Below are 12,988 nucleotides of genomic sequence, written 5' to 3'. Positions count from 1 at the left end.
CTGCCATATCTGCGGAGCGCCAAGCGGCACTCCGCTTTATGGTGTCCGGAGATATTTGCCCGCGCAAGCGGGTTTTTTGCTGCCCTATGGGGCTTTTCTTTTTGCGGGACTCATGCTATAATACCCCGCAGAACGACAAAAGGAGCGCGGAACATGGCCTCACCTCTGCTGCAAGGAAAACTGCATATCTCCGGCATGGACAGCTGTGCCCCGGCGCTGGCCCGGCAGTGGCAGTTGGGACTGGAGACCATCGCCTTCTCCTATGCGCCTCTGCTTGATGATCCCGCCGCCCTGCCCCGGACGCGGGAGGAAATACACGGTATCAGCAGTCTGTGGTTCCACGGCCCCTTCGCCGAGCTGATCCCCTGCGCCATCGATCCGTTGGCCCGGGATGTAGCCATGCGGCGGTTCCGGCAGGCACTGGACGCAGCGCAGGCGCTGGGTATACGACGCATGGTATTCCACGGAGGCTTTATTCCCCATGTCTACTTTCCGGAGTGGTATGTGGAGCAGTCGGTGCGGTTCTGGCGGGAATTCCTGCGGGACGTACCGGCCGACATGACACTGGCGCTGGAAAATGTCATGGAGCCGTCGCCGGAGACGCTGGTGTCCATCGCCGCCCAGATAGACGATCCCCGATTGGGGCTGTGCTTGGATGTGGGCCACGCCAACACCTGCGTCAGCGAAACGCCGCCCATGGATTGGATCGTGCCTATGGCCCCATGGCTGCGGCACGTTCACCTGCACAACAACCAGGGCGATACGGACCTGCACGCCCCGCTGGGAGAGGGAAACATCCCCATGCGGCAGATCATCGACACGGTGCTGCACGCCGCGCCGGATGCCACATTCACCATTGAAAATCAGGACGCCCTGCCGTCGCTGCACTGGCTGGCGGCGCAGGGATTTATCGAGGAACCGACATGACAGAAGCAGCATTGCAGCAGTATATACAGGCCATCCGACCGGCCGACCGGGCGGCGATGGACGCGGCCCGGAAACGACAGGCAGAGCTGGCCAAACCGCCGGGGAGCTTGGGCGCGCTGGAGGACATATCCATCCGTCTGGCAGGTATCACCGGTCAGGTATGCCCGAAAATGGACAGCTGCCGCGTGGCGGTGTTTGCCGCCGACAACGGCGTGGTGGACGAAGGCGTGTCCTGCGCGCCCCGGTCCGTGACCTTGCAGCAGGCCGTCAACATGACCCGGCGCAGGACCGGGATGTCCGCTATGGCCGCCGCCTTCGGCGACGATGTGGCCGTCGTGGACGTGGGTATTGCCGGCGATGTGCCGGATGTAGACATTCTGGACCGGAAGATCCGGCGGGGCACCGGAAACATCGCCGTAGAGGACGCTATGACCCGGCCGGAGGCGCTTGCCGCCATGGCCGCCGGCATGGAGCAGGCGGCGCGCGCCAGAGCCGACAGTATCACCGCCCTGGGCATCGGCGAGATGGGGATCGGCAACACCAGCACCTCTGCCGCGGTACTGTCCGCGCTGACCGGTGCGGACATCGAGGCCGTCACCGGCCGGGGCGGCGGACTGACAGACGAGGGCTTCGCCCGCAAGAAGGACGTGCTGCGCCGTGCGCTGACGCGTCGGGCTGTTGACAAGGATGATGTATTGGATGTGCTGTGTGCCGTGGGCGGGCTGGATATCGCCGCCATGGCCGGGGCTTTCCTGGGCTGTGCCCGTGAGCGCATACCGGCAGCGGTAGACGGCTTCATCTCCGTGGTGGCCGCACTGTGTGCCGTTACGCTGTGCCCCGAAGTGCAGGACTATCTGTTTCTGTCCCACGACTCCTATGAGGTGGGCTACCGCCTGGCAGCAGACCGGCTGGGTCTGGAGCCCTGCCTGCATCTGGGAATGCGGCTGGGTGAGGGCAGCGGGTGTCCCCTGCTGTTCCGGGTGTTAGAGGGTGCCTGCGGCGTAATGGCCGGTATGGCCACCTTTGCCCAGGCGGCCATACAGGATGACTATCTGGACGAAATACGCGCAGGCGACAGCTTTACGGTGGACAAGCCATGAGGATACTGCTGATCGGCGGCGGAAAAAGCGGAAAGAGCACCATGGCCCAACGCCTGGCCGCCGCACTGTCCGGGGACGCGCCTCGGTATTATTGGGCCACCATGACCCCCCATGATGACGAGGACCTGGCACGTATCCGCCGCCATGTGGCGGACCGGGCAGGCATGGATTTTATCACCGTCGAGCGCAGCTTCGACCTGCCCGCCGCCTTACCGGCACTGGACAGGCACGGCACGGTGCTGTTCGACAGTGTTACCGCCTGTCTGTCGGAGCAGATGTTTCCCGGTCCCGCGCCGGACGCCGGCGCAGCAAATCGGGTACTGCGGGAGCTGCTGGATATCAGCCGTTACCTCGACCATTTTATCGCTGTGTGCGACGATATCTGGCACGGCGGCGAGGACTACCGGGACTGGACGGAAGTTTATGTTCGGGGCCTGGCGGATATCTGTCAAGGGCTGGCAGCGGAATTTGACGTGGTATGTGAGATGACGGTGGGCCTGCCCCACCTGTGGAAAGGAGAACTGCCCCGTGTCTGACTGGATATACGGCTTTTTCATGGCGTGGGGTATGTTCCTGACCATTCCCTGCCCTAAAAAAATATGGCGGGAGAGCGCCCGGCGAAAAATGCTGGCTTGTCTGCCCCTGATAGGGCTGATCGTCGGCGGCATATGGGCGTTGTGCGCGTGGCTGGGCAGCTTTTTGCCACAGCCGCTGGCTGCTCTGCTGTGCGCAGCAGCTCCCTGGCTGATCACAGGTTTTATGCATCTGGACGGCTATATGGATGTGTGCGACGCGGTATTGAGCCGCCGGGACCTGGAGACACGGCAGCGAATACTGAAGGATTCCCACTGCGGGGCCTTCGCGGTGATCTGTCTGGCGCTGCTGGTCCTGTGCCAATGGGCGGTATTTCTGTCGGCGGAGACGCTGCCCCTTTGGCCGCTGACGCTGATACCTGCGGCATCACGGGCCTGTGCAGCACTGGCCGTTCTGACACTTCGGCCCATGTCCACCAGCCAGTACAGCGCCATGACCCGCGGCGGCGCACCTGTGGTATTTGCCGCCATTGTGCTGGCGGCGGTGTGTGGGCTCTCCGTACTGCTGTGGGACAGCTTTGCTCCGTTGGCTGCGGCGGTGTGCTATTGGCTGGCGGCATGGTACGCTTTCCGGCAGCTGGATGGTATGTCCGGCGATGTGTCAGGCTTCGCCCTGACCATTGCGGAGTTAGGCGGTGCAGCGGTACTGGTGTTGTGGAGGTAAATATGATCCTGATCATTGGAGGCGCGTTCCAGGGAAAGCTGGCATACGCGCTGAAAGCATATAACTTAACAGAAAATGACGTATGCGATCTGGCAATATCCGATCCGGTACCAGGCTGCAAATGCTATCGGCATTTGGAGGCGCTGAGCCGCAGAAATAACGATATCACAAGGTTTTTGCCGCTGCTCGAGGACGCAGTCGTCATCGCCAGACAAGTCAACGGGGGCATTGTACCCATGGACGGTGCGGAGCGGGCATGGCGGGAGCGCTATGGAATAATTCTGCAGCAATTGGCGAAAAAAGCGGAACATGTGACGCGCGTTTTCTGCGGGATAGCGGAGGAATTGAAATGAAACTGACACTTTTGCGGCACGGGGAGACCGAGGGCAGCCAGAAAAATCTGTATTATGGCGCGGCGGATATCCCGGCGCTGCCGAAATCGCTGGAGGCCTTGCAGCAGAAAGCTTTGACCGGCGTATATCCCACGGCGGAGCACTACTACGTCAGCGGAATGACGCGGACGATACAGACGCTGCGGGCCATATACGGCGACGTGGCATACACGGTGCTGCCGGGGCTGCGGGAGATGGATTTCGGCGATTTCGAGATGCGGGCCTACGCCGGCGATCTGGAGCACGATCCACAATTTATTGTGTGGTGTGAGGACTCAGAGCACAATATATGCCCCAACGGAGAGAGTGCGCCGCAGGTGCTGGCACGAAATCTGGCCGCGATACAGCCCGTTATCGACGCGGGGGAGGACGCGGTGTGCGTGATCCACGGCGGGGTGACGTCGGGACTGATGATGCACTGGTTCGGCGGAACGCGGTACGACTATCTGCTGGCACCCGGCGAGGGATATCAGGTTAGTTTTAACGAGAAAAAACCTGTAAGCTATTCGAAAATAATGTAATCTTTCTGCAAAGGAGTGGCAAAATGGAGCATATATACAGAACGAAGGGCACTTGCTCGCGGGAGATCTCCTTCGAGCTGGACGGAGACAAGGTGCGGAATGTGCACTTTGTGGGCGGCTGCGACGGCAACCTGAAGGCCGTGAGCAAGCTGGTGGACGGCATGAGCGTGGCGCAGATCGAGGCGCTGCTGCGGGGCAACACCTGCGGGCCGCGGAGCACCTCCTGCGCCGACCAGCTGGCGGTGGCGGTACAGCAGGCCTATGAACAGGAGCAGGCGCAGAAGTGACAAATATGTGCACACGGAGAAAAGCGGCCCTTTCGGGCCGCTTTTGCGTTTATCTTACCAGACCGCGGGAGGCGGAATATTCGGCGTTTATCTCCGCCAACTCCTTCTCGCCGTCGATATAGGGTTGGTAGATACTGTCTACCCGGCCGCCGCCGGCGTTGCCGCAGCCATTGCAGCCGTCACAGGGGCTGCCGCAGGCGCTGAGGGCGCGGCGGACGATCTCCTCCCGCTGGGCGCGGGTGGTGTCCTTAATGAGCAGGGACTGCATGAAAAACGCTCCTCTCGTTTTTATAGGAAAGGCCGGACGGGGAGGGCTTCCCGGCCCTCCCCACCGGGTCTGTCAGCCGGCCATGTCGAGCATATTCTCAATGAATATGCCGTAGCCGCGGGTGGGGTCGTTGAGCAGGACGTGGGTGACCGCGCCGACGATGCGGCCGTTCTGGAGGATGGGGCTGCCGCTCATGCCCTGGACGATGCCGCCGGTGGCGGAGAGCAGGGCGGGGTCGGTGATGCGGAGGAGCAGGTTGCGGGTGGGCTCGTCCGCGCCGTAGAGGCGGACGAGCTCCACACGGTACTCCCGCACATCGCTGCCGGAGACGGTGGCGAGGATGGTGGCGGGGCCGGTGGTGATCTGGCCGGCAGCGGCCACGGGGACAGGCGTGCCGCCGGAGAGGAAGTCCGGGTCGGCCACGGTGCCGAAAATGCCGCCGCTGCTGTTGACGGTGACGGTGCCCACATCGCGCTGGACGGAGAAGTCGCCCTTGAGCTCGCCGGGATCGCCCTTGGCACCCTTTTTCACCGCTTTGACGGTGGTCTCCATGATGGCGCCGGAGGCCAGAGGCATGAGCTGTGCGGTATCCACATCGGTGATGCCGTGGCCGAGGGCACCGTACTGACCGGTGGCGGGGTCGTAGTAGGTCAGGGTGCCGATGCCGGCCATGCTGTCGCGTATCCAGGCACCCAGCTGCCAGACACCGTTATTTTCGCGGGCACAGGCGGTGAGGGCCAGAGCGTCTGCGCCGCGGCGGACGGAGAGGACAATGGGCGCGCCGGCCGTATCGGCCAGAAGGTCCTGGACCTGCTCGGTGGAGCCGACAGCGGCGCCGTCCATGGCGGTGATGATATCGCCCTGACGAAGGCCGCAGGTGCGGGCGGGCGTGGGGCCATCGGCCAGAGCCACCACCAGGACGCCGTCCGCAAAGAGTTTGATGCCCACCGCCTGACCCAGGGGGATCACGGTGCGCTCCGCCGGGGCGGCCCAAGCCTGCTGCACGCAGAGGGAGAGGGCAAACAGCGCCGAGAGCAGCCAGGCGGAGAGACGATGGGAGGCGGGGATATGCCGTGGTTCATACAAGCGTCTCACCCCTTATTTTATTGTGATGTTTCCCGTTTTTGCCGTTGAACGGGTGAAAACGGGGTTTGTTTTGTCGCCGGCGACAGGGTTACTTTGTGTCAAAAGGGCGCAGAACATGAGGTGCAAATTCAGGGGGAACTGTGTAATTTTTTCTTTTGTTTTTTTGCGGGGGCTTTTTATGCGCCTGCGGGCGCGGAGAAATGGCAAAGGCACCCACGAGGGGTGCCTTTGCTGTATATTCGCCCGGCGCCGGGGTCAGAAACACCGGGGGAATACCTTTTTAATGCCGCTTTTTGGCGGTGCAGGCCAGACCGGTGAGGGACGCGAGGGCCAGACCGGCGTAGAGGAGGACACCGGGGTCGGCGGTCTTGGGAGAGTCCTTCTTATCCTTGGCTGTGGAGGGGGCGTAGTAGTAGGAACCGCTGCCCGTGGACTGCTGCGAGCTGCCGCTGAACTGGACAACACCGCTGTTCACCGTACTCTTGCCCTCCCATGTGACCTGGCAAATATATTTGCCAGCGGACAAACCGGCGGTGGCAAGCGCCGCCGTTGTTCCACCCATGGGCTTGGTCGTATCCGGGACAAGCGTTCGCAAGGCCGCCTCGAAACTCAAGTCAGAACGATCAGGCACATTGCTATCGCCGTCCATATTAAACTCCATGGCGCTGATTTTCAGCGTATACTCGCCGGCCGCGGGTGCAGTGAATATATAGGTCCAAGAGTCTTGCTTTTCAGCCTTGCTGCCGGAAATTAAAACTTCCGTAACCCTTCCACCCTTAATACCGCTCAGCGTCAGCACGTCTCCCTTGTTCATGTAGAGTGTGAAGCAGTCGACTCCGTTTGAATCACATGGTACTTCCCAACCCCAACTATTATAATAATCAGCATTCTCGCCTTTTCGGGCAACCGCGTCTGTTACGGTGATCTCGCCCTCTTTGGCCGCATACCACCGGTAGCTCAGCTTGCTATCGGGCGCGTTGCCCTTGACCGTGTAGCTGTTGTCTTTTGTGGGCTGCTGGGTGATGGCGCAGGCGGTAAATTTCAGGGTACCATTGTCGTACGCCACAAACTTTCCGCTTTCAAAGGATGTGAAGTACTGCGCCTTGTCTGCTGAGGAAGCTGTTCCGAACATCTCACTTGTGTTCTCTACAGATACAGGGGACGTGGGGGCGAAACTATCTTCTACTTTGATATTATTCGAACCCACTTTGATCGCCGCAGAATCATCCTCCGTTGTTTTGATTATTGGCTTTCCTTGTAGTGTCAGAGATGCATCTCCCACCGCTATCGCCGTATTATCGCTTTCAATTTTCCCGCCCGCAACAAGAATACTGGGACTCGCAATAAAAACTCTAATACCATAGCCCCTACTACCGACCTCTCCTTCGTACAGCTTCACATCAGAGCGTTTGACTTGGTCACCTGGTTTTCCGCCCACATACACCGCATAGGTATTATAGGAATTCCGGGTGCTCCTGTTTTCAACCTTACCGCCATACATATGAAAATTCGCACCAGCGTAATAGTTTAGGTCAACAGCCGTAGTCTCTGTACCGTTTTCTTTTATCACACTGCCGCCGTACAAATTCAGTGTGCTCTCTCCCTTAACGAGAATAGTAGATTTTCGCCAAGTACTGCTATCATAATTGTACACGATACTGCCACCGCCTTTACAATCGCAGATGTTCAGCACAGCTCCGTCATCCAACAATATCATGCCACCAATACTGTCACTATCACTGGACACAATCCCCGAATAGCTTAGGGTACAACCGTTTAGGCAGAGACATACCTGCCCAACAATGTGTATTGTTGATGTGGGAGTTACATTATCGGAGAGGTAATAGTGACCAGTGGTAAGCTGTATATCTCTAGTTCCGGCATCCATATCATTGCCGGTCCAAGCTGTCCAGGTAACATCCCCACAGGTGCCGGTATGGTCGCCGATGTCGGTATGTGTCTTGCCGCAGACGGGGTGGCTGTGCACCGACACTTCCGACGCGGAGGCGGTGACCACCGTGCAGAGCAGGGCACACAGGCACAGGGTCAGGGTCAAAAGTAATTTTTTGTGGTTCATGATGTACGCTCCTCTCAAATATCGGGGTCTTTCCAGTGGGGCACGGGTATCTGTCTTCGCCCGGGCGAAGACAGAGGCGCACATGTGCGCCTCCGGTGTTGACTTTAGTGGGTTTTTCCCTATAATGGAAGTATAACCCGTTCACCTGTGAACGAAGCAAGGGGTCAGGAGGGATTTTTTATGGCGGAGAACACAAAACAGTTTTTTCAGATCACGGAGGCGGCACGGGCCTGCGGGCTGTCGCGGAGCACGCTGATGCGGATGGAGGAGCGCGGGCTGCTGACGCCGGTGTTCACCGCGCCGGACAGCGGGCGGCGGTACTACGACAACCACAACGTGGCGCGGATCATGCAGATCGAGAAATTCAAGGCCATGGGGCTGGGGTCGAAGGAGATCGCGGACTATTTCGCGCAGGGCGGCGAGGCCGAGGTGCTGCTGGAGGCGCTGGAAACGCGGCTGCGGGACCTGCAGCGGAGCGTGGAGGAGATGCGGCTGCGGGCGGCGGAGGGCGAGAGCCTGTCGGTGCAGATGATGGAGCTGCCGGCGGTTACGTGCCGGATACGGTGGTGCGAGGGGCTGACCACGGCGGAGCGATACCGGGATATGTACGACTTCTATGGGGCGTGCGTGCGGAAGGGGTGCGTGCTGTCGGACGAGCCGCTGTTCACCATATCGGAGCGCACGGACTATCTGGAGGGATACATCGGGCAGGAGCCGTGCCGCTACGGGGTGTGCGTGCCGGTGCGGAAGAACCGGGCGGCGGCGGACGCGGTGACGCTGGAGGCGTGCCGGGTGCTGTCGGTGCTGTACTACGGCGATTACAGCGGCGTGGGCGAGGCGTGGCTGACGCTGGGGCGGGAGGTAAAGGCGCGGGGGCTGAAGCCCGCCGGCGCGCCGCGGGTGCTGGGCATCGTGGCGCCGTACACGGGGCGGGAGATCGAGACGCGGCGGTACTGCTCGCGGCTGGCGCTGCCGGTGGAGGAATAATGGGAAGCGGGAGGCCTGCTGTGCAGGTCTCCCGCTTCTGTTATACCAATTTGTGAGGAAACAAATAGGAGAATTACCGGTTCAGGTACTCCATGGCGATGGCGGCCAGGCCGGTAACGCCGTGCTTCATGACCTCCTCGTTGAACACGATCTTGCCGTTGTGGAGCGAGACAGCGTTCTCGCCGCGGCCGGCGTCGACCATCATAAAGGCGGAGGGGGTGCCGGTGAGCTTGCCGAAGAAGCTGAAGTCCTCGCTGCCGGAGAAGGGCTTGTCGATGAACTCCGCCTTGCCGCCGGCAGCGGTGACGGCCTTGTTGACCAGGTCGATCATGGCGGGGTCGTTGTACTGGAGCGCGTAGCCCTCCTCCAAATTGACCTCGATGTCGCAGTCGAAAGCGATGCCGATGCCCTTGCAGATGCGCCGGATCTCCTGAATGGCGGTGTCGCGGCCGGCGTCGCTGAAGCTGCGGAGGACGGCCACCATCCGCGCTTCGCCGGCGGTGATGTTGACGGCGTCGCCGCCGGACATGGTGCCCACGGTGAGGACCGCGGTGTCCATGGGGTCGATGCGGCGGGAGACCACGGTCTGGAGGACGGTGATCAGGTAGCCGGCGCAGGCGATGGCGTCACGGGCGGTGTGGGGCGCAGAGCCGTGGCCGCTTTTGCCGTGGACGGTGATATGGAACAGGTCCACCGCGCTGGTGAAGTAGCCCTTATAGAGCTGCATACGGCCCACGGAGTCATTCTCAGAGGGGCAGACGTGCTGACCGAAGATGGCGTCAACATGGGGGTTCTCCATGACCCCGGCTGCCACCAGTGCCCGTGCGCCGCCGGGCATCAGATCCTCGCTAGGCTCGAAGATCAGCTTGACGGTGCCGGCGAACTGGTCGCGCATATGGCACAGCGCCTTTGCGGCGCCCAGAAGCATGGTGGTGTGCAGGTCGTGGCCGCAGGCGTGCATAATGCCCTCGGTCTCGCTGGCAAAGGGCAGACCGGTTTCCTCGTGAACGGGCAGGGCGTCGATATCGGCGCGGAGCGCCACGCACTTGCCGGGACCCTTCTTGCCGTGGATCAGGGCCACCACGGCGGTGGGCAGGGGCTGCCGGATCTCGTCCACGCCCATTTTCTCCAGCTCACTGCGGATGAGGGCGGAGGTGCGGACCTCGTGCATACCCAGCTCCGGATGGGCATGGATATCACGGCGGATAGAGACCAACTCGTCGAAGATGGTATCGACGAAGGAACGAATATCAGACATGGAAAAGCACTCCTTTCAAATGAGCCGGGCTCACAGCCAGCTGCTCATAACGCCGGCCACCAGTACGGAGGTGATGGACACGGTGACCATGCCGGCCACCAGCATCTTGGGCATGATCTGGGCGTTGATGGCGGCTTTTTCCTCGGCGGTGGTGCCGGTGGACTCAGAGACCTCGTTGGAGATGATGACCGTTCCGGGGAAGCCGAACAGGCAGGAGCTGCCGATGGCCATGGACATCTGCCAGCTGTAACCGAAGATCTTGCCCACGAGGATGGAGACGACGGAGAAGGCCGCCGTGCCGATGACCACGCAGACCAGCAGGGGCACCACCATGCCGCCCACCATCTCCGGGGTAGCAGCGGCCAGATTGGTGAAGATGGACAGGGTAATGATGGGCATCACGATGCCGGTGGCGTGGGCCTTGCCCAGGGCGTCCTCATCCAGGAAGCCCAGCTCCTTGCAGAGCACACCGAAGATCAGGCACCAGACCAGCTTGTTGACGGCATCGTGGAACAGGCTGGACACCCACACGGACAGCAGCGCCACCAGAATGACCTTGGCGATAATGGCGTTGGGGGTGTTGTACTTATCGGGCAGGGCGGGGATCAGCTTCTTGCGGGCAGCGGCGGCGTTCTGGGCCGCGGCGGCACCGGCGTCCACCTGGAGCGTGCCGGCGTCGATCTGGGCCTTGATGCGCTTGGCCTCGCTCTTGAGGCACAGGGAGGCCACGGGGTAGCCCACGAAGCCCTGGGCGCACATGACCAGGGTGGCGAACACCGCCAGGTCAGGCAGGTTGGCTTTGTTGGCCATATCCTGCATGGTCAGGGTGGCGACAACGCCGCCGGAGAGAATGGGCGCGCCCACCAGAGCGAAGCCGCGGTCGATGATCAGCTGGCCGATGAAGAACACGGCAGCAGAGATGGCGATGCAGGCCACGGCGGAGATGATGACGGTGCGCCACTGGGCGCCGAAGTCGCGGAGCCGGATGGTGGTGCCCAGGTGCACCAGCAGCATGGTGACCAGCAGGCCGGCCATGCTCAGGAGGGTGGAGTCAGCAAACAGGGTGGTGGGGAAAACGCCGGTCCAAAAGCCTGCCAGGAATACGACGGAGGCCACCAGCAGCATGGATACGATAGCCTTTGTTTTCGCGGAGATCATGTCTCCTACGGCGAACACCACGAAGATGACAGCCGCTGAAATGATTGCAGTCATGATTTTCTTCTCCTTTTGTTTTGAAATAGGGGCAACAGGGATGATGGGGTAAATTGAAAAGCGGCTCCGTCTGAAAGACGAAGCCGCTTCACACACACATGGAAAATGGGAAAGACGGGTTCAATTCTTTACAGCCGGCATTTGGTATCGGGAGGTAAAATAGGCGTACCAATAAAAGCCCCAGACGGAGCTGGTGCCGGCATAATAGGAGACAGCGGCATGGTTCGCGGCCATGTCGTTATGAAGCATATCGCGCTGCATCATGTGACGTACCATGTGGGGTCTCCTTTCCGCCGGTGGTCGGCTGTTTTTTATGTTGGCGTTATCTTAACGCCGCGGGGTACAGAAGTCAACCGTTAGATAGACCATACTTTCGCAATTAAAAGCGCTAAATTTTTGTGAAAACTGACAGCCGCCGACATGGCGGAACCGGATGGCGGCGGGAATATGCAAAATTCCCACCGGTATGGTATGGTTTTTGTGAAAGGTGACAATGGACTTTGCGCGGGACGGGACAGTATAATGTTATGTAAGATTTCCGGAGAAGGAGAAAACGCATGAACAGCACGCTGCACACCATAAACTGCGCCTGTTGTACGTCCGCCTGCTGCGCGGGCGTGTGTTGTCGTGCCCATGGGCGCTGTGCGTTTTCTGCTGAAAAGGCCCTGTAAAGGGGTTCGTGATACCTGTACACACAGGCGGCGGAGGATGCGGGCGCATCCTTCGCCGTTTTATTTTGAGAGGAGACAAGGACTATGACTTCCAACGCGGAGATCGCCAAGGCGATGGCGGAAAATATGACACACGCGGCGGTGCCGTTGTACGGCAAAAAGCTGCGGCTGCCGGACAGGGGTGCCATCATCGGCATCATCAAGGAGTTTCGGCGGCTGCTGTTCCCGGCATATTTCGGTGACGCGCAGCTGATGGCGCTGCCGCCGGAGAACTACGCCGCGCTGCTGCTGGAGCGTATCGAGACGGCGCTGACGGCACAGGTGGCGCTGGCGCTGCCGGAGGGCCAGGCCTTTGCCGCGGCGGCGCTGACCCATGAGATACTGGAGCAGCTGCCCCGCATACAGCAGACACTGATGACGGACATTGAGGCCACGTTTGACGGCGATCCGGCAGCGGCGGACAAGGAGGAGATCATTTTCGCCTATCCGGGGCTGTTCGCCATCTTCGTATACCGCATTGCCCACGAGCTGTACCTGCGGCAGGTTCCCATGATCCCCCGGATGATGACGGAGTACGCCCACAGCCGGACGGGTATCGACATCCACCCCGGCGCGCAGATCGGGCCGTGGTTCTTCATCGACCACGGCACAGGCATCGTTATCGGCGAGACGACGGTGATCGGCAGCCATGTGAAGCTGTATCAGGGTGTGACGCTGGGCGCACTGTCCCCCCGGGCAGGCCATGCCAGCCTGCCGGGAAAGCGGCACCCCACAGTGTGCGACTATGTGACTATCTACTCCGGCGCCTCCATTCTGGGCGGCGAGACGGTGATCGGCGAGCACTCGGTGGTGGGCGGCAACGCATTCCTCACCGGGTCGGTGGCGGACAACACGCGGGTGGTCATCACGGCGCCGGAGACGGTATTCAAAAACGCGGAGTGACCG

At 60.9% G+C, this 12,988-nt stretch carries 15 protein-coding genes; 9 read left to right on the top strand and 6 right to left on the bottom strand.

What is annotated here, in order from left to right:
* Nucleotides 1–153: 153 nt before the first annotated feature.
* The 7 genes from ACOMDU_RS09030 to ACOMDU_RS09000 are packed head-to-tail and all read left to right on the top strand — an operon-like array spanning nucleotide 154 to nucleotide 4,484.
* Nucleotides 154–927 carry a sugar phosphate isomerase/epimerase family protein gene (locus ACOMDU_RS09030; protein WP_421130009.1) on the top strand — a complete coding sequence of 258 codons (774 nt, stop codon included), beginning with the start codon at nucleotides 154–156 and terminating at the stop codon, nucleotides 925–927.
* Entirely contained in the window at nucleotides 924–2,027 is a 1,104-nt protein-coding gene (gene cobT / locus ACOMDU_RS09025) for a nicotinate-nucleotide--dimethylbenzimidazole phosphoribosyltransferase (RefSeq protein WP_421130008.1), read from the top strand. The genes ACOMDU_RS09030 and cobT overlap by 4 nt, the downstream gene beginning before the upstream one ends.
* Nucleotides 2,024–2,563, top strand: coding sequence for a bifunctional adenosylcobinamide kinase/adenosylcobinamide-phosphate guanylyltransferase (locus tag ACOMDU_RS09020; protein WP_421130007.1), 540 nt, complete (start codon nucleotides 2,024–2,026; stop codon nucleotides 2,561–2,563). Before cobT ends, ACOMDU_RS09020 begins: the two co-directional genes overlap by 4 nt.
* Complete coding sequence (locus ACOMDU_RS09015; RefSeq protein WP_421130006.1) at nucleotides 2,556–3,284, top strand: adenosylcobinamide-GDP ribazoletransferase; 729 nt, start codon at nucleotides 2,556–2,558, stop codon at nucleotides 3,282–3,284. Before ACOMDU_RS09020 ends, ACOMDU_RS09015 begins: the two co-directional genes overlap by 8 nt.
* 2 nt (nucleotides 3,285–3,286) lie before the next feature.
* Nucleotides 3,287–3,637 carry a bifunctional adenosylcobinamide kinase/adenosylcobinamide-phosphate guanylyltransferase gene (locus tag ACOMDU_RS09010; protein ID WP_421130005.1) on the top strand — a complete coding sequence of 117 codons (351 nt, stop codon included), beginning with the start codon at nucleotides 3,287–3,289 and terminating at the stop codon, nucleotides 3,635–3,637.
* The gene (locus tag ACOMDU_RS09005; protein ID WP_421130004.1) at nucleotides 3,634–4,197 is read left to right on the top strand and encodes a histidine phosphatase family protein; all 564 of its coding nucleotides are present in this window, start codon (nucleotides 3,634–3,636) and stop codon (nucleotides 4,195–4,197) included. Before ACOMDU_RS09010 ends, ACOMDU_RS09005 begins: the two co-directional genes overlap by 4 nt.
* A gap of 23 nt (nucleotides 4,198–4,220) precedes the next feature.
* Nucleotides 4,221–4,484 carry a TIGR03905 family TSCPD domain-containing protein gene (locus tag ACOMDU_RS09000; RefSeq protein WP_421130003.1) on the top strand — a complete coding sequence of 88 codons (264 nt, stop codon included), beginning with the start codon at nucleotides 4,221–4,223 and terminating at the stop codon, nucleotides 4,482–4,484.
* Nucleotides 4,485–4,533: 49 nt separating this feature from the next.
* On the opposite strand, the gene ACOMDU_RS08995 is transcribed toward ACOMDU_RS09000, so the two are convergent.
* From ACOMDU_RS08995 to ACOMDU_RS08985, 3 genes are all read right to left on the bottom strand, one after another.
* The gene (locus ACOMDU_RS08995) at nucleotides 4,534–4,752 is read right to left on the bottom strand and encodes a hypothetical protein (protein ID WP_022136424.1); all 219 of its coding nucleotides are present in this window, start codon (nucleotides 4,750–4,752) and stop codon (nucleotides 4,534–4,536) included.
* Nucleotides 4,753–4,824: 72 nt separating this feature from the next.
* Nucleotides 4,825–5,838: a SpoIVB peptidase gene (gene spoIVB / locus ACOMDU_RS08990; protein WP_421130002.1), complete on the bottom strand. Its 1,014-nt coding sequence runs from the start codon at nucleotides 5,836–5,838 to the stop codon at nucleotides 4,825–4,827.
* Nucleotides 5,839–6,118: 280 nt separating this feature from the next.
* Nucleotides 6,119–7,915 carry a hypothetical protein gene (locus ACOMDU_RS08985; protein WP_421130001.1) on the bottom strand — a complete coding sequence of 599 codons (1,797 nt, stop codon included), beginning with the start codon at nucleotides 7,913–7,915 and terminating at the stop codon, nucleotides 6,119–6,121.
* A 180-nt stretch (nucleotides 7,916–8,095) separates the two neighbouring features.
* Between ACOMDU_RS08985 and ACOMDU_RS08980 the strand changes: the two genes are divergently transcribed.
* Nucleotides 8,096–8,902: a MerR family transcriptional regulator gene (locus ACOMDU_RS08980; RefSeq protein ID WP_022136427.1), complete on the top strand. Its 807-nt coding sequence runs from the start codon at nucleotides 8,096–8,098 to the stop codon at nucleotides 8,900–8,902.
* Nucleotides 8,903–8,975: 73 nt separating this feature from the next.
* Here the strand turns inward: ACOMDU_RS08980 and ACOMDU_RS08975 are convergent, their stop codons facing one another.
* The 3 genes from ACOMDU_RS08975 to ACOMDU_RS08965 all read right to left on the bottom strand — a co-directional run bounded on the left by ACOMDU_RS08975 (nucleotide 8,976) and on the right by ACOMDU_RS08965 (nucleotide 11,648).
* Entirely contained in the window at nucleotides 8,976–10,160 is a 1,185-nt protein-coding gene (locus ACOMDU_RS08975) for a M20 metallopeptidase family protein (RefSeq protein WP_421130000.1), read from the bottom strand.
* 30 nt (nucleotides 10,161–10,190) lie between these two features.
* On the bottom strand, nucleotides 10,191–11,372 hold the full coding sequence (locus ACOMDU_RS08970) for a hypothetical protein (RefSeq protein ID WP_421129999.1): 1,182 nt from the start codon (nucleotides 11,370–11,372) through the stop codon (nucleotides 10,191–10,193).
* Between the two features lie 120 nt (nucleotides 11,373–11,492).
* Nucleotides 11,493–11,648 (bottom strand): hypothetical protein, encoded by a 156-nt coding sequence (locus ACOMDU_RS08965; protein WP_421129998.1) that lies wholly within the window; start codon nucleotides 11,646–11,648, stop codon nucleotides 11,493–11,495.
* A gap of 479 nt (nucleotides 11,649–12,127) precedes the next feature.
* Here ACOMDU_RS08965 and ACOMDU_RS08960 point away from each other — a divergent pair, with 479 nt between their 5' ends.
* A complete protein-coding gene (locus ACOMDU_RS08960) occupies nucleotides 12,128–12,985 on the top strand; it encodes a serine O-acetyltransferase (protein ID WP_421129997.1) in 858 nt (285 codons plus the stop codon).
* The last annotated feature ends 3 nt before the right edge of the window (nucleotides 12,986–12,988 follow it).

Origin of the sequence: Vescimonas sanitatis (genome assembly GCF_049060325.1) — a bacterium.
In the GTDB taxonomy this organism is placed as follows: domain Bacteria; phylum Bacillota; class Clostridia; order Oscillospirales; family Oscillospiraceae; genus Vescimonas; species Vescimonas sanitatis.
Note: the sequence above shows the minus strand (reverse complement) of the source record. Positions and strands in the feature narration are given on the sequence as shown.